Source organism: Rubellimicrobium arenae (assembly GCF_017916275.1).
Taxonomy (GTDB): Bacteria; Pseudomonadota; Alphaproteobacteria; order Rhodobacterales; family Rhodobacteraceae; genus Rubellimicrobium; species Rubellimicrobium arenae.
In genome coordinates this window covers 73,572-93,873 of sequence record NZ_JAFMST010000001.1, presented here as the reverse complement: position 1 = coordinate 93,873, position 20,302 = coordinate 73,572, and the positions used below count along the sequence as shown (strand labels likewise).

General features: G+C 67.0%; 20 protein-coding genes and 1 pseudogene. 17 read left to right on the top strand and 4 right to left on the bottom strand.

What is annotated here, in order from left to right:
• Positions 1-11: 11 nt before the first annotated feature.
• From J3P31_RS00420 to J3P31_RS00410, 3 genes are read left to right on the top strand one after another with little or no spacing between them, the layout of a single operon-like run.
• Positions 12-665 carry an amino acid ABC transporter permease gene (locus J3P31_RS00420; protein WP_210526214.1) on the top strand — a complete coding sequence of 218 codons (654 nt, stop codon included), beginning with the start codon at positions 12-14 and terminating at the stop codon, positions 663-665.
• A complete protein-coding gene (locus J3P31_RS00415; protein ID WP_210526213.1) occupies positions 658-1,383 on the top strand; it encodes an amino acid ABC transporter ATP-binding protein in 726 nt (241 codons plus the stop codon). The genes J3P31_RS00420 and J3P31_RS00415 overlap by 8 nt, the downstream gene beginning before the upstream one ends.
• A gap of 16 nt (positions 1,384-1,399) precedes the next feature.
• Positions 1,400-2,428 (top strand): trans-3-hydroxy-L-proline dehydratase, encoded by a 1,029-nt coding sequence (locus J3P31_RS00410; protein ID WP_210526212.1) that lies wholly within the window; start codon positions 1,400-1,402, stop codon positions 2,426-2,428.
• Positions 2,429-2,764: 336 nt separating this feature from the next.
• On the opposite strand, the gene J3P31_RS00405 is transcribed toward J3P31_RS00410, so the two are convergent.
• Both J3P31_RS00405 and J3P31_RS00400 read right to left on the bottom strand, forming a co-directional pair.
• Positions 2,765-3,802, bottom strand: coding sequence for an Ldh family oxidoreductase (locus J3P31_RS00405; RefSeq protein WP_210526211.1), 1,038 nt, complete (start codon positions 3,800-3,802; stop codon positions 2,765-2,767).
• A gap of 37 nt (positions 3,803-3,839) precedes the next feature.
• Positions 3,840-4,493 carry a helix-turn-helix domain-containing protein gene (locus J3P31_RS00400; protein ID WP_210526210.1) on the bottom strand — a complete coding sequence of 218 codons (654 nt, stop codon included), beginning with the start codon at positions 4,491-4,493 and terminating at the stop codon, positions 3,840-3,842.
• 628 nt (positions 4,494-5,121) lie between these two features.
• Here J3P31_RS00400 and lhpI point away from each other — a divergent pair.
• Positions 5,122-6,807, top strand: coding sequence for a cis-3-hydroxy-L-proline dehydratase (gene lhpI / locus J3P31_RS00395; protein WP_210526209.1), 1,686 nt, complete (start codon positions 5,122-5,124; stop codon positions 6,805-6,807).
• Positions 6,808-6,879: 72 nt separating this feature from the next.
• On the opposite strand, the gene J3P31_RS00390 is transcribed toward lhpI, so the two are convergent.
• Together J3P31_RS00390 and J3P31_RS00385 are read right to left on the bottom strand one after the other, a co-directional pair.
• The gene (locus J3P31_RS00390; RefSeq protein ID WP_210526208.1) at positions 6,880-7,584 is read right to left on the bottom strand and encodes an SDR family oxidoreductase; all 705 of its coding nucleotides are present in this window, start codon (positions 7,582-7,584) and stop codon (positions 6,880-6,882) included.
• Positions 7,585-7,680: 96 nt separating this feature from the next.
• Positions 7,681-8,409 (bottom strand): GntR family transcriptional regulator, encoded by a 729-nt coding sequence (locus tag J3P31_RS00385; protein ID WP_210526207.1) that lies wholly within the window; start codon positions 8,407-8,409, stop codon positions 7,681-7,683.
• A gap of 186 nt (positions 8,410-8,595) precedes the next feature.
• Here J3P31_RS00385 and J3P31_RS00380 point away from each other — a divergent pair, with 186 nt between their 5' ends.
• The 13 genes and pseudogenes from J3P31_RS00380 (at position 8,596) to J3P31_RS00320 (ending at position 20,283) form a co-directional block, all read left to right on the top strand.
• Positions 8,596-9,414 (top strand): substrate-binding periplasmic protein, encoded by an 819-nt coding sequence (locus J3P31_RS00380; protein WP_210526206.1) that lies wholly within the window; start codon positions 8,596-8,598, stop codon positions 9,412-9,414.
• A gap of 56 nt (positions 9,415-9,470) precedes the next feature.
• On the top strand, positions 9,471-10,247 hold the full coding sequence (locus tag J3P31_RS00375; RefSeq protein WP_303645116.1) for an amino acid ABC transporter ATP-binding protein: 777 nt from the start codon (positions 9,471-9,473) through the stop codon (positions 10,245-10,247).
• An 11-nt stretch (positions 10,248-10,258) separates the two neighbouring features.
• Positions 10,259-10,927, top strand: coding sequence for an amino acid ABC transporter permease (locus J3P31_RS00370; protein WP_210526205.1), 669 nt, complete (start codon positions 10,259-10,261; stop codon positions 10,925-10,927).
• Positions 10,928-10,940: 13 nt separating this feature from the next.
• Positions 10,941-11,606, top strand: coding sequence for an amino acid ABC transporter permease (locus J3P31_RS00365; protein ID WP_210526204.1), 666 nt, complete (start codon positions 10,941-10,943; stop codon positions 11,604-11,606).
• A gap of 28 nt (positions 11,607-11,634) precedes the next feature.
• A complete protein-coding gene (locus J3P31_RS00360) occupies positions 11,635-12,540 on the top strand; it encodes a dihydrodipicolinate synthase family protein (protein ID WP_210526203.1) in 906 nt (301 codons plus the stop codon).
• A 1-nt stretch (position 12,541) separates the two neighbouring features.
• The gene (locus J3P31_RS00355; RefSeq protein WP_210526202.1) at positions 12,542-13,774 is read left to right on the top strand and encodes an NAD(P)/FAD-dependent oxidoreductase; all 1,233 of its coding nucleotides are present in this window, start codon (positions 12,542-12,544) and stop codon (positions 13,772-13,774) included.
• A 14-nt stretch (positions 13,775-13,788) separates the two neighbouring features.
• A complete protein-coding gene (locus J3P31_RS00350; protein WP_246849208.1) occupies positions 13,789-15,258 on the top strand; it encodes an aldehyde dehydrogenase family protein in 1,470 nt (489 codons plus the stop codon).
• Positions 15,255-16,280 carry a proline racemase family protein gene (locus J3P31_RS00345; protein ID WP_210526200.1) on the top strand — a complete coding sequence of 342 codons (1,026 nt, stop codon included), beginning with the start codon at positions 15,255-15,257 and terminating at the stop codon, positions 16,278-16,280. The genes J3P31_RS00350 and J3P31_RS00345 overlap by 4 nt, the downstream gene beginning before the upstream one ends.
• A complete protein-coding gene (locus J3P31_RS00340; protein WP_210526199.1) occupies positions 16,277-17,035 on the top strand; it encodes an SDR family NAD(P)-dependent oxidoreductase in 759 nt (252 codons plus the stop codon). The genes J3P31_RS00345 and J3P31_RS00340 overlap by 4 nt, the downstream gene beginning before the upstream one ends.
• A gap of 11 nt (positions 17,036-17,046) precedes the next feature.
• Complete coding sequence (locus J3P31_RS00335; protein ID WP_210526198.1) at positions 17,047-17,799, top strand: SDR family NAD(P)-dependent oxidoreductase; 753 nt, start codon at positions 17,047-17,049, stop codon at positions 17,797-17,799.
• A 33-nt stretch (positions 17,800-17,832) separates the two neighbouring features.
• Positions 17,833-19,158, top strand: coding sequence for an omega-aminotransferase AptA (gene aptA / locus J3P31_RS00330; RefSeq protein ID WP_210526197.1), 1,326 nt, complete (start codon positions 17,833-17,835; stop codon positions 19,156-19,158).
• A gap of 621 nt (positions 19,159-19,779) precedes the next feature.
• Positions 19,780-19,983: pseudogene (locus J3P31_RS00325) on the top strand (cold-shock protein); the annotation flags it as partial.
• A gap of 24 nt (positions 19,984-20,007) precedes the next feature.
• A complete protein-coding gene (locus J3P31_RS00320; RefSeq protein WP_210526843.1) occupies positions 20,008-20,283 on the top strand; it encodes a cold-shock protein in 276 nt (91 codons plus the stop codon).
• Positions 20,284-20,302 lie beyond the last annotated feature (19 nt).

The following is a 20,302-nucleotide window of genomic DNA, read 5'->3' as shown; positions in this document are numbered from 1 at the left end:
AGCGTTGCACGATGTTTGAAACTGCTCTCACCTCGAGCGACCTGCTCTTCCTGGCCCAAGGCGCGGGAATGACCCTGATTGTCACCGCCATCGCGGTGATCCTGGGGACCATTCTTGGCGTCGTTTTCGGCATCTTCCGGTTCCAGGTCGGCCCTTGGTGGGCTGCTCCTGTCACGTTCGTGCTGGATATCTTCCGCTCCATCCCCCTCCTGATCCAGCTCGTGCTGGTGAACGCGTTCCTCGGCATGGTGCTGAGGATAAGCCTGTCGGGCTTCACGGTGGCCTGCATGGTCCTGACGCTCTACACCTCGGCCTACTGCGCCGAGATCGTGCGCGGCGCCGTCGAGGCCGTTCCGAACACCACCCGCCGGGCCGCCCGCTCGCTGGGCCTGACCTGGCGGCAGGACATGTCCTACATCGTGCTGCCGCTGGCGACGCGCGTGGCCCTGCCCTCCTGGATCGGCCTCGCCCTCGGGGTGATGAAGGACTCGGCCCTCGTCTACATCGTCCAGGTGACCGAGCTCCTGAAGTCGACCCAGATCCTGATCACGCGCCTGCAGGAGCCGCTGTTCCTTCTGCTGATCTGCGGGGCCTTCTACTTCATCATCAGTTTCCCCATCGCCCGCTTCGGCGGCTACCTCGAGAAGCGTTGGTCCAATGATTGAGATCGAAAACGTCCGCAAATCCTTCGGCTCTCTCGAGGTGCTGAAGGGGATCGACCTCACCGTGAACAAGGGCGAGGTTCTCACCATCATCGGCGGGTCCGGATCGGGCAAGTCCACGCTGCTGACCTGCATCAACGGGCTGGAGCCGATCAACTCCGGCCGCATCGTGGTGGACGGGACCGAGGTTCACGCCAAGAGCACCGATCTCAACAAGCTGCGCCGCAAGCTGGGCATCGTGTTCCAGCAATGGAACGCCTTCCCGCACCTGACCGTGCTTGAGAACGTCATGCTTGCCCCCCGCAAGGTGCTGGGGCTGTCCAAGGCCGAGGCCGAGGCGATCGCCGTCAAGCAGCTGACCCATGTCGGGCTGGCCGACAAGCTGGGCGTGTATCCGTCGCGCCTGTCGGGCGGCCAGCAGCAGCGCATGGCCATTGCGCGCGCCCTGGCCATGTCGCCGGACTACATGCTTTTCGACGAGGTGACCTCGGCGCTCGACCCCCAACTCGTGGGCGAGGTGCTGGACACGCTCCGCATGCTGGCCTCCGAGGGGATGACGATGATCTGCGTCACCCACGAGATGAAGTTTGCCCGCGAGGTGTCCGACCGCGTCGCCTTCTTCTCCAAGGGCGTGATGGCCGAGATCGGCGTGCCCCAGCAGATCTTCGAGGCGCCCCGCAACCCCGAGACGGCCGCGTTCGTCAAGCTGACCCAAGCCTGAGCCGAGGACCGTCCAAATGCGCACATCCAAGATCATCCACGTGGTGTCCTGCCACGCGGAAGGCGAAGTCGGCGACGTCATCGTCGGCGGGGTCGCTCCACCACCGGGCGAGACGGTCTGGGACCAGTCCCGCTGGATCGCGCGGGACGAGACGCTGCGGAACTTCGTGCTGAACGAGCCGCGCGGCGGCGTCTTCCGCCATGTGAACCTGCTGGTACCGCCCAAGGACCCCCGGGCGCAGATGGGCTGGATCATCATGGAGCCGGCCGATACGCCGCCGATGTCCGGGTCGAACTCCATCTGCGTCTCGACGGTGCTTCTCGACACCGGGATCATCCCGATGCAGGAGCCGATCACGCGCATGATCCTGGAGCCCCCCGGCGGTCTCATCGAGGTCGAGGCCGAGTGCCGGAACGGCAAGGCCGAGCGGATCAGCGTCCGCAACGTGCCGTCCTTTGCCGACAAACTGGATGCCAAGCTCGAGGTCGAAGGGTTCGGCACGCTGACTGTGGACACCGCCTATGGCGGTGACAGCTTCGTCCTCGTCGAAGCATCGGCCGTCGGGATCCCGATCATCCCGGAGAATGCGCGCGACCTCGCCGTGGCCGGGATGAAGATCACCAAAGCCGCGAACGAACAGCTCGGCTTCCGGCATCCTATCACCGACTGGAACCACATTTCCTTCTGCCAGTTCACCGACCCGGTCACGACCGAGAACGGCGTGCTGGTCGGCAAGAACGCAGTGGCGATCCGCCCGGGCAAGATCGACAGGTCCCCGACAGGGACAGGCTGCTCGGCCCGCATGGCCGTCCTGCGGGCCAAGGGCCGGATGAACGTGGGCGACCGGTTCATCGGCAAGTCCATCATCGACACCGAGTTCCACTGCCGGATTGATCAGGACCTCGACATCAACGGAACACCCGGCATCAGCCCGATCATCTCGGGTCGGGCCTGGGTCGTCGGAACCCACCAGTTGATGGTCGATCCAGCGGACCCGTTCCAGGGCGGATACCGTCTGTCGGACACCTGGCCTGTTGATCTTTGAAGGTCACCAAGTTCAGGGGCTGATTGCAGGCGGCTCAGGCTTCTGCCACCGGTCCAGCCGTCGTGCGGTCCTGGCATCCTGGCTCACGGCCAAAGGAGGTCTGCTCCGGACCGGCGCGGACCTGCTCTGGCGCCGCTGAGCACCCTGATGAGCGTGCGCTGTCCATGAGCCATCAGCCGCGCCTGTAACCCTGAGGGCACCTCGGCGTCCTCATCCTGATGCCGATGACCAGAGGCCAGACCCTTCGAGCATGGCCCGGGCGGAACCCGGGCCTGGGTCAATGCGGCCTGACCATCTGAGCGGACTGGCCCCGCAATCTGAACGCTCGCTCTCGGGCTAGAGATCGACGGCGGCCAAGCCTTGGGCTTCGAACCGATCGAGCATCTCGAACTCTGCTGCGGTGAGGGCGATCCCCTGCTGCTCCGACAGACTCCTTGCCGCGAACCGGCGCTGCGATGGAAGTCGCGCGCCCTGCCCCTCGATGGATCGGAGCAGCGTCTCGCCCTCGGCGACGGGATCACGCCCGCTCCCCGCCGAGAACTTGTCAGGATCGAACGCCAGGATCAGAGCACCGTGACGCGGCAGGAACGTGGTTCCGCCGATGAAGTCGCGCGCCTCCGCGCTCATGAACTCGCCCAGCATGGCACCCGCGAGGAGCTCGATCATGGTCGAGATCGCCGACCCCTTGTGAGCCCCGAACGGCAGCATCGCCCCGGCAAGGGCGGCTTCGGGATCGGTGGTCGGCTGGCCCTCGGAGTCGATGGCCCAGCCTTCGGGGATCGGCTTGCCGGCGCGGCGGTGCAGTTCGATCTCGCCGCGGGCCACGACGCTGGTGGCGAAGTCGAAGACATAGGGATGATCGCCGGGACGGGGATAGCCAAAGGCCATCGGGTTCGTGCCAAGCAGGGCCGTCGTTCCACCCGCAGGCGCCACGGATGAATAGCTCGGACACATGGAAAGGGCCGCCAAACCTTGGCTCGCCAGTTCCTCGACCTCATACCAGAGGGCCGAGAAGTGGAGGCAATCGCGGATCACCATCGCGCCCATCCCGAAGCGGCGCGCCTTGTCGATCAGGAGGTCTTTGCCATCCTCGAATGCCGGACAGGCAAATCCGCCGCCGGCATGCACCTGCAGGATCGGTCCGCCAGTGTCGTTGAGCGTCGGGACAGCGTCAGGAACGACCTTGCCTGCGCGCAGGACCCGCAGGCATCCTTCGATCCGGTAGATCCCATGCGACTTGCAGTTGTCGCGCTCCCCGGCAACGATGACCCGAGCCATGGCGGCTGCCGTTTCGGCGCGGATCCCCGAGATTTCGAAGATCCGCGTAACCTTGGCTTCAAGGTCGCGGATGGTGATCAGACGTGTCTCGCTCATGGGCGCAGTTGATCCTTGGAAGCTAAAGGACTGGGATTCAGCCTTCGAGATCGATGTGGGTGCAGGCCCAGAAGATGCTGGCATCCTCTTCGCCGAGGGCACGAAGGGCATGTTTCAAGGTGCTGTCGAAATAGGCACAGTCGTTCACCGCAAGGACGACGGGCGCATAGTGCTCGACATGCAGTTCGACCCGGCCCGACAGCACCAGGATGGCTTCCTCGCCATCATGGGCGTCCATGTCGTCGGGCCTGATCGGCGCGCGGCGGTCGATCCTGGCAAAAAGCGGGATGATGCGCTTCTGCGACAGCGCATTGCAGAGGATTTCGTACTCGTAGGCTGGGGTGCGGACCTTGCTTCCGGTTCCAGCCCGCGTGACGGTCATGCGGGTCTTTGCCGTCCCGCTCGTCTCCTCGGATGAGAAGATGCGCTCCATCCCGACGCCGTAGCCGCGTGCGATCCGGACGAGATTCTCATAGCTGGGAGACACGCGGCCATTCTCGATCTTGTGGATCGTCGACAAGGCCAAGCCTGTCCTCTGGGCGGCACCATCCAGCGTCAGGCCGCCTTCCTGGCGCAGCAGCTTCATGCGCTGGCCAAGATCGGCCCGGAGCTGTTGCCGTTCGGCGGCCCAGCTTCCCTCGCCGTCTGAATGACCACCGTCGGGCCCGTCATCCGTTTTCGGATCCGCCATCGTTTTTTCTTTTACTACCATCCATGCTACTCTAAGCATACGCCTTGAAGTCTGGCAACGGTGGGTTCGACAGCTGTGCAAAGGATGGGCGTGGTTGTCGGATGCAGGCTGCCCAGCCCAACTTCGGCCGGAGGTCCATGCTGGCAAGGGATATCGTCGTCAGACCAGGCACCGGGTCCGACACCTGGCCGCATCGGCAGGATCACAACCTTACGCGCGTCACGGAAGGCGACGCCAAGAGGTGGATCTCCCCTCGTCCCCGCCGGGAATCGACTTCGCCCGGATTGGGATGGAAACCTCCGTTGCAACTGCCCTGCCGCAGCGCCATGCGGACCGCTGCCAAAGCCGAATGGCCGGTCGGTCGCCAGACCTCGTCGGGGAGTGAGCGGCCCCCAAGGGATGCAGGCGTGAGCCCGCCGGCTATGCCGACCGTGCAGAGCGCGACGGGCTGGGTTCCGTACTCTGCCTCCTTTCAGGCCGACAAGGCAGGATCAGCCCAGTCGGTCCGTGATCGGGAAGACAAGGGATCCTGTCGCCACATCGCGGGCTTGGACGTCCGACCCGTCCTCGGAGCGGCCGGTGCCGGTCGTCTCAAACATGAACGCGAACAATTCAGCAGGACTCTCTCATGGGAAAGATCATCGTTCCAGCCCTGGTTCGCGGACCCGTGCTCGTCTGCAAGGAAGGCCTGAGCTTCTGGGGCGGAGTGGACCCATCTACGGGCGTCATCGTGGACGCCCATCACCCGCAGCACGGAATGGCCCTTGGTGGCCGGGTCGTGATGATGCCGACCAGCCGTGGCTCCTGCACAGGGAGCGGTGTCCTCCTGGGCCTCAGCCTGGCAGGTCAAGCCCCCGCCGCCCTGATCTTCCGCGAGGGCGAGGACATCCTCACGCTGGGCGCACTGATTGCCGGGCGGATGTTCGATCGCCGGATTGCGGTGGTGAGGCTCGCGCCGGTGGACTACGACGCCGTCGCCAATGAGCCCGAGGTCCAGATCACCGAGGACGCGCTGGTGACCCCCCATCGGACGATCCGCCTCCAGCCCCTTTCCAGCGACGATTTGGAGTTGGACGGGCAGGACCGGCGCTTCCTCGCGGGGGAGTTCGGTCCGGCGGCGCAGTTGGCCATGGAAACGATCTGCACGATGGCAATCGCGCAGGACGCGGCGCGTCTGATCGACGTCAGCCGGGTCCACATCGACGGCTGCATCTATGCAAGCCCGGCGTTTCTGACCTTTGCCCGGAAGATGGCCGACCTGGGTGGTCGGGTCCGCGTTCCCACCACGATGAACGCCATCTCGGTGGACCACGCGAACTGGCGCTCCCAAGGTGTCGTCGAGGATTTCGGCGGGCCGGCGAGCAGGCTGGCAGACGCTTATGTCGAGATGGGGGCAAAGCCGAGCTTCACCTGCGCCCCTTACCTGCTCGGCGACAAACCCGGCAAAGGCGAGGACATCGCCTGGGCGGAATCGAACGCCGTCATCTACGCCAACAGCGTCCTCGGCGCCCGTACGGTGAAGCACCCCGACTTCCTGGACCTTTGCATCGCCCTGACCGGACGCGCCCCCCGATCCGGGGTCTATCTGGAGCGCCACCGCGCGCCCCAGCGTCTGATCCAGGTAGAGTGGCCCCAGGATGCGGATGACGCGTTCTGGCCGATGCTTGGCTGGCTGGTCGGACAGGCGGCCCCGGACTGCATCCCGCTGATCCAGGGCCTCGAGCACGCCACGCCGAACGAGGATGATCTCAAAGCCCTATGCGCGGCTTTCGGCACGACCTCGGCTTCACCCATGTTGCATATCAGGGACCTGACGCCGGAAGCGGACCTGCCCCTGGCCGCAGATGCGGCGACGGTGCGGATCACGCCGTCCGACTTCGCCCGGCTGTGGGAGATGTTCAACGCCGGACCGGCCGAGGTGGATCTGGTCGCCTTGGGCAGCCCTCACTTCTCCCAGGCGGAATGCCGCGCTTTTGCCCAGCTCATGGACGGCCGCCGGGTCTCGGATCATGTGACGGCCATCATCACCTTGGGTCGCGCGACTCTGGAACGAATCAGGGCGGACGGGACAGAGCAGCGACTGGTGGCCGCGGGTGTCCGCATCGTGCCGGACCTGTGCTGGTGCTCCATCTCCGAGCCGGTCTTCCCGCGCGAAGCTCGGGTCCTCATGACCAACTCGGGGAAGTATGCCCATTACGCTCCGGGCCTGAGCCAGCGTGAGGTGCGGTTCGGGAGCCTTGCGATGTGCGCCGAGGCCGCCTGCACCGGACGGGCCCCCGCGCGGTCGCCGGCCTGGATCCAAGGCGCGTCGTGAACCGTGCCCGGCCCGAACGGACCCGGCGGTCCCATGGCCCCCGGTTCTTCGGTCCGGTGACCTGAGGGTGGCTCAGAGGCTCCGCATCAGCCCACCGTCGACCTTCAGGTTTTGGCCCGTGATGTAGCCCGCGCCGTCCGAGAGCAGGAAGGCAACCGTCGCAGCGATCTCATCGGCGGTGCCGTAGCGGCCCATGGGCACCCCGGCGCGCCGCTCCTCCACTTGCGGAAGGCTGTCGATCCAGCCGGGCAGGACGTTGTTCATGCGGACGTTGTCGGCGGCGAAGGTGTCGGCGAAAAGCTTGGTGTAGGCCGCGAGACCCGCGCGGGCAACGGCCGAGGTCGGGAACATCGCCGAGGGCTCGAAGGCCCAGGCGGTCGAGATGTTCACGATGGCCCCGCCCTTTTGGTCCTGCATGATGGGGGCCACGAGCCGTACGGCGCGGACGACGTTGAGGAAGTAGACGTCCATCCCCTTGTGCCAGTCCTCGTCGGTGATCTCCAGAAGAGGTGCGCGGGGACCATGGCCCGCGCTGTTCACGAGCGCATCGATGCGGCCCCAGCGCTCCATCGCGCCGTCCACGAGGCTTTTGAGGTCCTCGTTGGATTGGTTCGACCCGGTGACGCCGAAGCCTCCGAGTTCCTGAGCAAGGGCCTCACCCTTGCCCGAGGACGACAGCACACCGACCGCATATCCGTCCGATGCGAGCCGCCGCGCGACCGCCGCCCCCATGCCGCTGCCCCCGGCCGTGATCAGGGCCACCTTCGCTGCTGTCATCTCTTCTCCTTTCCTCGCCCGTCCTCGCATCCGACCGGCGCTGCTGGCGTCATTGATCGAGCGTCCCGTGTCAGGACAACCCCCGCCGACCTGCGGTCACAGGGCGTTCTGGGTCAGCGTCACGCCCTTGGAATAGTTCTCGGTCATGAAGTTGATGAAGTTGTCCCGGAATTGCCGTGTGTGGGCATGGGCCAGGGCATCGGCGCGCTCCACGTCTTGATCCCGGATCGCCTCGATCATCTGGTCGTGCTCGTCGGTCAGGAGATACCCGTCATGGGTGCGCTCCAGGTACTCGAAGTGCAGGTGCAGGATGCGCCGGCCCTGGTCCAGCAGCCGGTCATAGAACGAAGCGAGGTAGGAGTTCCGCCCTGCCCTGGCGATGGCCATGTGGAACTGCTTGTTGGCCTCTGACATCGCCAGATGGTTGCCCTTGCGGACCGCCGCCTCGAAGTCCTTCTGGCGTTTTCCGATGGCCTTGAGATCAGCCGGCGTCCGCAGCTCGGCGGCCAGCCTGGTGTTCATGCGCTGCAGGATGTCCAGCGCCTCCACGTATTTGGGAAAGCTCACCACGTCGATCGGCGCCACGATGGTGGAGCGGTTGGGAAGCGTCACGACAAGCGCATCGTTCGAGAGCCGGATCAGGGCTTCGCGGACGGGCGAGCGGGAAAGGCCGAACCGCTCGGCCAGAGAGGTCTCGTCCAGCAGGTCTCCCGGAGGGAGCGCCAACGAAAGGATGTCGTTGCGGAGGGTGTCGTAAACCCATTTCCAGCCGGCACCCTTGGCGGGCCGGGCTTCGCCCTCGATCTCGATCTCGTCCCGCATCATGTCGCTCCGATCCATGCCGGGACGATAGTGGGTCCAGAGAGGGCTGTCGACACATTGCACGAAATGTCTTGACGTGTCGCCAGCCTGTCGACATCTTCCAGTCCTGTCGACACAGTGCTGACACAAGATGAAGACCGGCATAGCCCGGCGGATCCGGCGCAACGCTCGCCCCAACAGGAGAAGCTCATGTTTTCGAAATGGATGACCACCACGGCCACCGCCGTCGTCTTGGCCGGGGCCGCCCAGCTCGCCTCCGCACAGGACGCGACCGGCTATTGGCAGCAGGTCCAAGCGAATGGTGTCCTGCGCTGCGGCGCCGCGGTGGCCCCGCCCTACGTGATGCGCGACCCGGCGACGGGCCAATACTCCGGCTTCTTCGCCGACCTTTGCCGTGAGTTCGCCGACGTGCTTGAGGTCGAGCCCGAGTTCGTGGATACCACCTGGGACAACATCGTCGCGGGCCTGCAAGCCGGCCGCTGGGACATGTCGCTGGCCCTGAACCGCACGCCGGTGCGCGCGATGGCCGTGAACTTCTCCATCCCGGCGATGGAATACCAGATCTCGCTCGCTTACGACAAGAACAACGCCAAGATCCCGGCGAACCCGCAGACCGTGGCCGACATCGACCAGGAAGGCGTGACTCTTGCCGTGATGTCCGGCACCGCACAGGACACCGCGATCTCCGCCGCGATCAAGAATGCGACGATCCTGCGCCTGCCCTCGAACGACGAGACGCGCCTCGCGGTCGTCTCCAAGCGCGCCGACATCCTCGTGGACGCCTCGGACACCAACCAGCTCTTCACGCAGTCGAACCCCGACTGGGCGGTGGCGTTCAACCCGACCCCGGCGCTGGCCAAGCAGGGCGTGGCCTTTGGCCTGCCCGCGACGCTCTCGGCCCAGGATGTCAGCGTCGTGAACATCTTCCTCGAGGAGAAGGTCGCGACTGGACACGTCGACCAGCTGATCCACAACGCCGTGGACCAGGTCCTGGCCGCCAGCAACTGACCCCAGCGGGGCTGCCTTCGCGGCAGCCCCCTCCGCCCCAGCGCGAGGGAGACGCCATGTTCGACGGCGCGAAAGACCAGACGGCCCTGGTGCGGATGGACGGGCTCCACAAGAGCTTCGGCCCCGTCCGCGTCCTTCAGGGGCTCGACATCGAGATGAAGCGCGGCGACCGCGTCGTCGTGATCGGCCCGTCGGGCGGCGGCAAGAGCACGCTGCTGCGTGTCCTCATGGGCCTTGAGAACATCAACGCAGGCAGCATCAGCTTTGGCGGGCAGCCCTATATCTCGGTCAAGGACGGGAAGACGGTCATCGACCCCAAGGTGCGCCGCAGCATCGGGATGGTGTTCCAGCACTACACTCTCTTCCCGCACCTGAGCGTGCTGCAGAACCTGATCCTCGCGCCCTGCAAGGTGAATGGCGAGAGCGCGTCGGGCGCCAAGGAACGGGCGCGCGCCCTCCTCACCCGCTTCGGGCTGGGCGCCAAGGCCGACGCATACCCCAACCAGCTCTCCGGCGGTCAGAAGCAGCGCGTGGCCATCGCCCGCGCCCTGATGCTCGACCCCAAGCTCATGCTCTTCGACGAGGTGACCTCCGCGCTCGACCCCGAGCTCGTGGCCGAGGTGGAGCAGGTGATGCTCGAACTCGCCGCGCAGGACATGCCGATGGTCATCGTCACCCACGACATGTGGTTCGCGCGGAACATCGCGAGCCGGGTGATCTTCTGCGCCGGCGGCGTGGTGGTGGAGGACGGCCCGCCCGAACAGGTGCTGGGCAGCCCCATCCACGAACGGACGCGCGAGTTCATCAACCGCGTCTTCCACATCCGGACCTGAGGGGGCGGGCGATGGACTACTCCCTCGACCTCGGCGCGGTCACCCGGAACTTCGGGCCGCTGCTCGAAGGGCTCTGGGTCACGATCCAGCTGACCCTGGCCGCGAACGTCATCGGTCTCGTGCTGGGCTTCGTGATCGCCCTCCTCGTGATGAGCCGCGTGGCCCTGATCCGCGTGCCCGCCACCGCCTTCGTGGAGTTCTTCCGCTGCACCCCCGCCATCGTGCAGATCGTGTGGTTCTTCTACTGCGTGCCCATGCTGTTCAACATCTACCTGGGCTCGATGACGATGGGGATCGTGGCCCTCGGCCTGAACCTGGCCGCCTTCAACGGCGAGGCCTACCGCGCCGCGATCCAGTCCGTCCCGCGCGAGCACCGCGACGCCGCCGTGGCCCTGGGCCTGTCGCCGCTGCAAAGCACGCTGCACATCATCCTGCCCACGGCGTTCCGGCTGGCCATTCCGGTGCTGCTGACCAACGGCATCGTCATCTTCCAGCAAAGCGCGCTGGTCGCCATCGTCGCGGTCCCGGACCTGATGTACGAGGCCAAGAGCCTCGCCACCAAGACCTACCGGCCCATCGAGACCTTCACCATCGTGGCGCTCGTCTATTTCGCGGTGTCCTTCCCGATCAGCCAACTCGTGGGCTGGCTGGAACGGCGCCGGTCCGTGGCGATGGCTTGAAGGAGGACGCCCCATGGAACTCGACTTCAGCATCGTCCTGCGCTTTGCCGACGCTTTGGCCTACGGCTTGTGGCTGACCATCCGCCTCACGCTGATCTGCATCATCACCGGGGGCGCCCTGGGCTTCCTCTTGGCCCTCGCCCGCCGGTCGAAAAACCGCCTGCTGCGCGGCGCCTCCACGGTCTACGTAGAGTTCTTCCGCGGCACGCCGGTCCTGATCCAGCTCTTCTGGATCTTCTTCTGCCTGCCCATCATCCTGGGCGTGGAGTTGTCGAGCTTCGTGTCCGGCGTGATTGCGCTGACCCTCTACACCGCCGCCATCACCTCCGAGACGTTCCGCTCCTCGCTCGGGACCGTCAGCCGCGAGCAGATCGACGCCTGCGTCGCGCTGGGCCTGCCCGCGCGGGTGCAGGTCACCTCGGTCGTGCTGCCGCAGGCGCTGCTGCGCGCCATGCCCACGCTGCTGTCGAACACGATCAGCCTGTTCAAGGAAAGCTCGCTCGTGTCGGCGGTGGGCATGGCCGACCTGATGTTCGTCGGGCAGAACATCTCCAACAACACCGCCCGGCCCGTCGAGATGCTGACCGCCGTGGCGCTCATCTACTTCGCCGTCGCCTTCCCGCTGACACGCGCCGTGTCGGTCCTGGAAGGCCGTATCCTCCGCAAGCTGGCCGCCTGACTGCGGCCCAAGACAAGGACAACATACCATGAAGCTCAAGGGCGTCCTCCCCGCTCTCGTCACGCCGTTCGGGACTGACGGCAAGATCGACTTCAAGGCCTTCGAGCGGCTGCTGGAGCACATGCGCGCCGCGGGCGTCAGCGGCTGGGTGCCTAACGGCTCGACCGGCGAGTACTTCTCGCAATCGACTGAGGAGCGTCGTCAGGTCCTCCAGTTCGTCAAGGACTTCTCCCTCCCGAACGAGATCCTGATCGCCGGCACCAACGCGCCCGCCACGCGCGAGGTGCTGGAACAGACCGCGATGGCCAAGGAGATCGGCTACGACACCGTCCTCCTCGCGCCGCCGTTCTACACGCGCCCGACGCAGGCCGAACTGATCCGCCACTACGAGACGGTGCTGGATGCGGTGGACGTCAACATCGTGCTTTACAGCTATCCGGCCAAGGACGGCTCGGACATCAGCTTCGAGCTGATGGACCACTTCGCCGACAACCCGCGCGTCCTGGGCATCAAGGAAAGCTCGGGCAGCCTGCAGCGGGCCATCGACATCGCGAGCCGCTACGAAGGCCGTCTCCAGCTCGTCTCGGGCTCGGACGACATCGCGCTCGACTTCATGTTCTGGGGCGCCGACAGCTGGATCTGCGGGCCGTCGAACTGCATGGCCCAGGCCTGCTGCGACCTCGACCGGCTCTACCGGGCGGGCGACCTCGGCGCGGCCAAGGTCCTGATGAAGACGCTGTTCCGGGCGATGAACATCCTCGAATCCGGCAAGTTCGTGCAGAAGATCAAGTACGGCTGCGAGCTGCAGGGCCTGCCCGTCGGTGAATGCCGCGCCCCGCTCGGCCCCCTCACGGACGAGGAGAAGGCCGAGTTCCGCGCCGCGATGGAGCCGCTCCTCGCCGCTCCGGCGGTCCGCGAGGCGGTCCCGGCCTGACATGAGCACCGTCGTCGTCGGCGCCGGCATCATCGGCGTGAGCATCGCCCACGAGCTCCGGAAACGGGGCCGTGAGGTGACGCTGGTCGACAAGGGGGAGCCCGGCATGGGCGCCTCCTTCGGCAACATGGCCTCCATCGCGGTGACGGAGTTCATGCCGGCGTCGCGGCCCTCGGTCTGGAAGCAGATCCCCGGCTGGATGCTGGACCCCGAGGGGCCGGTGCGCGTCCGGCCGGGCTACATGCCCCGGCTCGTGCCCTGGTTCCTCCGCTTCATCGCGGCGAGCCGCCCCAGGACCCTGCGGGCGCTCGAGGAACAGGGCGCGGCCCTTTGCAAGCTGGCGCTGGGCGACACCCAGGCGCTCCTCAGCGAGATCGGGGCGGGCGACCAGCTGACCGAGACCGGCTGCCTGTCGCTTTACACCGACGAGGCCGAGTTCAAGGCCGACCGCGACCATATCGAGATCCTCGACCGCTTCGGCTTCGGCTACGAGGTGCTGGGCCACAACGCGATCCGCGACCTGGAGCCCGAGATCACCACCAGGATCGGCAAGGCGGTGCTGTTCCCGGACAACCGCTCGCTCAAGTCGCCGCACCGCTACGTGACCCTGCTGGCCGAACGGTTCCAGGCCTTGGGCGGCCGGATCGAGCGCGGGGACGTCATCGGCTTCGACCGGTCCGACCGCATCACCGGGGTGCGTCTCAAGGACGGGCAGGTGATCCCGGCCTCCGAGATCGTGCTCTGCGCCGGAGCCTGGACCGGCATCCTCGCCGCGCTGCTGGGCGAGCCGATCCCGCTGGAGACCGAGCGGGGCTACCACACGCAGATCATGGACCCGGGCCTGTCGCTGCGCCATTCGATCATCTGGCCGGCACGCGCCTTCATGGTCACGCCCACGGCGGGCGGCATCCGCGTCGGCGGCACGGTGGAGATGGCGGGCCTGCACGCCGCGCCGGACTACCGCCGCTCCAAGGTCACGGTCCGCCGCGCGCGCGAGGCGCTGCCCAACCTGCGCGTGGAGCAGGCGACCGAATGGATGGGCCACCGCCCCGCCCTGCCCGACACGGTGCCGATCCTCAGCCGGTCGGCCAGGACGCCGGGCGTCTTCTACGCCACTGGGCACGGGCACCTGGGCGTGACCTATGCCGCGACCACCGGGCGGCTGATCGGCGACCTCGTCACCGGGGCGCGCCCGCCCATCGACCTCCACCCCTACCGGGTCAACCGGTTCTGAGCGGGATGCCCCTCATGAGAAGCGAACTCTACATCGACGGCCGCTGGACGGCGCCTGCGCAGGGCGAGACCCTGCCCGTCGTGAACCCGGCGACCGAAGAGGTCTTCCACCACATCCCCGCCGCCACCGAGGCCGACGCCGAGGCCGCGGTCCGCGCCGCCCGCCGCGCCTTCGACGAAGGCCCTTGGCCGCGCATGACCGGGGCCGAGCGGGCCAAGATTCTTCGCGCCATGGCCGAGGGCATCCGCGCCCGCCTGCCCGAGCTGGCTCGCCTCGAGGTCATGGACAACGGCAAGCCGCTGCCCGAGGCCGAGTGGGACCTCGCAGACGCCGCGGGATGCTTCGACTTCTACGCCGGTCTGGCCGAAGAGTTGGACGGCGAAGTCGAGCCGATTCCGCTGGCCGACGGCCGCTTCACATCCAAGGCGGTGCGGGAGCCCGTGGGCGTCGCCGCCGCCATCGTGCCCTGGAACTATCCGCTGCTGATGGCCTCGTGGAAGGTCGCGCCCGCGCTGGCCGCCGGCTGCACCATGGTCCTGAAGCCCGCTGAGGCTACCTCGCTCACGGCACTTGAACTCGGCGCCATTGCCGAGGAGGCCGGGCTGCCGCCGGGCGTCCTCAACATCCTGTCGGGCAAGGGATCGGTCGTGGGGCAGGCGCTGGTCGATCACCCGCAGGTGGACAAGGTCGCCTTCACCGGCTCGGGCCCCGTGGGGTCGCGGATCATGGCCTCGGCCGCCCGCGACATCAAGCGCATCAGCCTGGAGCTTGGGGGCAAGTCGCCCTTCGTGGTCTTCGGGGACAGCGACCTCGACCGCGCCGTCGAGTGGATCATGTTCGGCATCTTCTGGAACCAGGGGCAGGTCTGCTCGGCCACCTCGCGCGTGCTGGTCGAACGCTCGCTCTACGACCGCCTGCTCGGGCGGCTGGTGGAGGAGGCCGAGAAGATCCGCATCGGCGACGGCCTCCAGCCGGGTACTCTCCTCGGGCCGCTGGTGAACAAGGTGCAGTACGACAACGTGCTGAGCCACATCGACCGGGCCGTGGAACAGGGGGCCAAGCTCGCCACCGGGGGCAAGGCGCAGGGGTTCAACCACGGCTACTTCGTGGCGCCCACGGTGCTGACCGATGCCCCCCTCGACAGCGACGCCTGGCGCGAGGAGATCTTCGGCCCCGTGGTCTGCCTCCGCCCCTTCGACACCGAGGAGGAGGCGATCCGCCTCGCCAACGACAGCCGCTTCGGCCTGGCTGCCGCGGTGATGAGCGGGGACGACGTGCGGGCCGAACGGGTCGCGGCGGCGTTCCGGGCGGGCATCGTCTGGATCAACTGCTCCCAGCCCACCTTCACCGAGGCGCCCTGGGGCGGCTACAAGCAGTCCGGCATCGGGCGCGAGCTCGGGCGCTGGGGCTTGGACAACTACTTGGAAACCAAGCAGATCACCCGCCTCGTCAGCGACGAGCCTTGGGGATGGTACATCAAATGACCGCATCGCTCGAACTCCTGCTGGTCCATTGCCAAGGCGAGATCGGCAAGGTCATCGTTGGCGGCGCGCCCGAGATCCCGGGCGCGACGCTCCTCGACAAGATGAACCACATCAACCGCGTGGACGACTCGCTCCGCCGGTTCGTGACCGGCGAACCGCGCGCCCACGTGGCCATGTCGGTCAATCTGCTCGTCCCGCCCGTCCATCCGGAGGCGCATGCGGGCTTCATCGTCCTGCAAGCGGACCGCGCGCATCCGATGTCGGGGAGCAACTGCATCTGCGTGGTGACCGCGCTCATCGAGTCGGGCCGCGTTCCTGCGCAGGAGCCTGAGACCGTGGTCCGGCTGGACACGCCCGCAGGGCTCGTCACGGCCCGCGCCCGCGTCACCAATGGGCGGTGCCATTCGGTGAGCCTCGACAACGTGCCGGCCTTCACCATCGCGCTGGATCAGGTGGTGCAAACGCCCGACTGGGGCATGATCCGTGCCGACATCGCCTTCGGGGGCGTGTTCTACGCGATCGTGGACGTGGATCAGGTGGGCTTGTCGATCGAGCCCGAGCACGCCCGCGCGCTGGCCGAGGCCGGGATTGCCATCAAGGCGTTGCTGGCCGATCAGGTGCAGGTCTCGCATCCCGAGGCCCCGGACCTCAATGACATCGCCTATGTCATGTTCCGCAGCCGCGCCGCCGACGGAGCGGTGCGGACCTGCACGACGCTCAAGCCCGGCCGGGTGGACCGTTCGCCCTGCGGAACCGGAAGCTCGGCCAATCTTGCCGTCCTGCACGCCCGCGGCGAGATCGCCCCCGGCGAGGGCCGCACCTCGCGCAGCATCATCGGCGGCGAGTTCCGGGCCGAGGTGATCGAGGCCACAACAGTCGGGCCCTACCCGGCGGTCCGCCCGCGCATCACCGGAAGCGCCTGGGTCTACGGCCGCGAGGAGCTGTGGATGAGCCCGGACGACCCCTTCCCGACGGGTTTTGCGCTGTCGGACACTTGGGGCCCGCAGGTCGGCCAGCCATGACCGCCCCGCTCAGTGGCCTGAATGTGCTGGTGACCGGTGCGACCGGAGCCATCGGACGGGCGATCACTGTCGCCCTGGCCGCCGAGGGCGCGCGGGTCGGCATCCATTACGGGCGCGACCGCGACGGAGCCGAACGGCTGCTCCGGTCCATCGATGGTCGGGGTTGGTGCCTGCAGGCCGACCTGTCCTCCCCTGGGGGCGCAACCCAGCTCTGGGTCGATGCCGAGGCAATCAGCGGACGCCTGCACGGTCTCGTCAATAACGCCGGCATCCGCACCGAGGTCTCGGTGGAAGCGCCCCTTCCTGATTGGCAATCGGCCTGGGACCGCGAGATGCGGGTGAACCTCCTCTCGGCCGCTGACCTGTGCAAGTGCGCCATCGCCCATTTCCGGCGGCATGGGCCAGGGCGCATCGTCAACATCGCCAGCCGCGCGGGGCAGCGGGGCTACAGTGCCGACGCCCTGGCCTATGGCGCCTCCAAGGCGGCGCTCATCAACCTGACCAAATCCATCGCCCAAAGCTTTGGGGCCGAGGGCATCACAGCCACCGCGCTCGCCCCCGGCTGGGTCCGCACCGAAATGGCCGAAGCCTTCATCGCCCGCCACGGCGAGGCAGCGGCGTTGGCGGGCATTCCCGTTGGCCAGATGGCCGAGCCCGCCGAGATCGGGGAACTGGTGGCCTTCGCGCTCCGCCCCTCGCAGGTCTCGCTCAACGGCGCGGTGCTCGACGTCAACGGCGGCAGCTATCTGAGATAAGGAGTCTGCGAGTGCGCTTTACCAATAGGACCGCCATCGTCACCGGGGCCGCGGGCGGCATCGGCTCGGCCATCTGCCAGCGCCTCGCGCAGGAGGGCGCGGCCGTCGTCGTCTGCGACGTGAACGCCGAAGGGGCTGAGGTCACGGCCGCTTCGATCCGCTCCACCGGCGGCACGGCGCGCGCCTTCGCCAGCGACATCGCGACCCCCGAGGGTTGCCGGGCCATCATCGCGGACGTCCTGGCGCGAGAAGGTCGCATCGACGTCCTGTGCAACAACGCCGGCATCAACCGGCGTGGGAACCTCCTGGCGATCTCGGAGGACGACTGGCGGCTGTCCTTCGCCGTGAACCTCGATGCGATGTTCCACCTGTGCCGCGCGGCGCTGCCCGCCATGATCGAGGCCGGCGGCGGCGCCATCGTCAACACGGCGTCCCAGTGGGGCCTCCATCCCGCACCGAATCACATCGCCTACAACGTGACCAAGGCGGCGGTGGCGAGCTTCACCCAGAACCTCGCCCGCGACTACGCGCCCCAGAAGATTCGCGTGAATGCCGTCTGCCCCGGCGAAATCCACACGCCCATGCTGGAGGCGGGCGTGAAGCGGTCAGGCCGCACCATCGCCGATCTTGACCGGCTCGTGCCCTTCGGACGCATCGGCAAGCCCGAGGAAGTCGCGGCGCTGGTGGCCTTCCTCGCCTCGGACGAGGCCGCCTTCATGTGTGGCTCGCTGGTCGAGATCACCGGGGCCCAAGCTGTCGCCTGAACCCCTTTCGTTGTCCGAACCCAAGAGGGTCTCATGCTCGACCGCGCTTCTGCTCCGAACGACCTCAATGCCTTCTGGATGCCGTTCACGGCCAACCGGCAGTTCAAGAAAGCGCCGCGCATGTTCGTGGCGGCCAAGGACATGCACTACACCACCTCGGACGGGCGTCAGGTCCTGGACGGCACCGCCGGGCTCTGGTGCTGCAACGCCGGGCACTGCCGCCCCCGGATCACCGAAGCGATCCAACGGCAGGCGGCCGAGCTCGACTACGCGCCGGCGTTCCAGATGGGCCATCCGCTCGCCTTCGAACTGGCGAACCGGCTCATCGACATCGCGCCCGAGGGCATGGCGCACGTCTTCTACACCAACTCGGGCTCCGAGTCGGTGGAGACGGCGCTGAAGCTGGCGCTGGCCTATCACCGGGCGCGGGGCGAGGGCCAGCGCACCCGTCTGATCGGGCGCGAGCGGGGCTACCACGGCGTGAACTTCGGCGGCATCTCGGTCGGTGGAATCGTCAACAATCGCCGGGTCTTCGGCTCGCTGCTGTCCGGCGTGGACCACCTGCCCCACACGCACCTTCCGGATCGCAACGCCTTCACCCGCGGCCAACCGGAGCATGGGGCGCATCTGGCCGATGATCTCGAGCGGATCATCGCGCTGCACGGAGCCGACACCATCGCCGCTGTCATCGTGGAGCCGATGGCGGGCTCGACCGGCGTGCTGCTGCCGCCCAAGGGCTATCTTGAGAAGTTGCGCGCGATCACGAGAAAGCACGGCATCCTCCTGATCTTCGATGAAGTGATCACCGGGTTCGGCCGGCTGGGCTCGGCCTTTGCCGCCCAGCACTTCGGCGTGACGCCCGACCTGGTGACGACGGCGAAGGGCCTGACCAACGGGGTCATTCCGATGGGGGCGGTCCTGACCACGGCCGATGTCCATGACGCCTTCATGCAGGGGCCCGAGCACCTGATCGAACTGTTCCATGGCTATACCTATTCAGGAAACCCGATCGCCTCGGCGGCAGGCCTCGCGACGCTGGAGACCTACCGCGAGGAGGGCCTGTTCGAGCGGGCCAGGGATCTCGCCCCGTACTGGGAGGACGCGCTGCACTCCCTCAGGGGGTTGCCGCATGTGATCGACATCCGGAACATGGGCCTCATCGGCGCCGTCGAGCTGGAGCCGATCGCGGGCCAGCCGACCAAGCGCGCCTTCCAGGCCTTCCTCGACGCCTACGACAAGGGCGTCCTGATCCGCACCACCGGTGACATCATCGCCATGTCACCTCCGCTCATCATCTCGAAACCGGAGATCGACCAGCTCATCGGAACGCTGGGCGACGTGCTCAGGAACCTGCCCTGACAACCGCGGTCGCCGCCGCGATCACGGAGCGGCAGCGCAATGTGCCTGCCCCGCCTGAGATCCCCATCAGAAGGGGCCGTCGAACCCCGAGCGGGGGCACTGGTGGCGTTCGCACCAGTGTCGGGTCCGACATCCAACTCAGTCGCCGCGTCAGGGAGGTCACGCCGCAGGAGTCGCAGGTCGGTCCGGCGCCTGACGGGCGTGAGAGGCGTCGCGCCTTGCGCAGGAACTGGTGGTCGGGGCCGATGCACAGAGCTCGGCATAAGGGACCGATCGCACGACGGCACCATGGCTCAATGGCGGGAGCACATTGCCGTTCATCGAGAGTCAGCGATGATCGGCCTACGACCTTGCCCAGTCTGGTCGGTCATCTCGGCGGAGTTCAGCCTTGTGGGCCCGGACGGCTCAGATCGTCACCTTCATCCAGAAGGACGGTGAGCAGACCCTGCGCCCCACCCTGCCCTTGAACGATCTTGCGCCGTGTTCATGGGTGCCCGGGCGCAACGCTCTTGCAGAAAATACAAAGGCCCCCGATCTACGTCCATTCATAAGGCAAGACGCCCTCTTTGCCATGGGGCGAAGCCAATGCTACAGCCTGCAGGCGACCACAGGAGATCCAAGATGCCGAACGGTACTGTCAAGTTCTTCAACTCTGCGAAGGGCTTTGGCTTCATCGCGCCCGACAATGGCGGCCAAGACGTTTTTGTGCACGCCACCGCCCTCGAACGGGCAGGTCTGCGGGACCTCAATGAGGGCGATCTTGTCGCCTTCGAACTCGAGACTGACCGTCGGTCCGGAAAGATCTCGGCGACCAACCTGCGGCTGACAGGGTCCGCGCCGGGCGGCGGCATGCGATCGGCCCCTCGTCCGTCGGCCGGCCCCCGTGGGGGTGGCTCCCGGCAGGTCGAAGGAAGCGGCCGGGGCACCGTGAAATGGTACAACGCGTCCAAAGGCTTCGGCTTCATCGCGCCGGAAGCGGGCGGCGATGACGTTTTCGTCCACGTTTCGGCCGTTGAGCGCGCTGGCATGCATGACCTCCGCGAGGGCCAGACTGTTTCCTTCGACCTTGAGCGCGATAGCCGGAGCGGCAAGCTGGCCGCGACCAATCTCCGCGCGGACGACTGATAGACGAACGGTCGCTTCC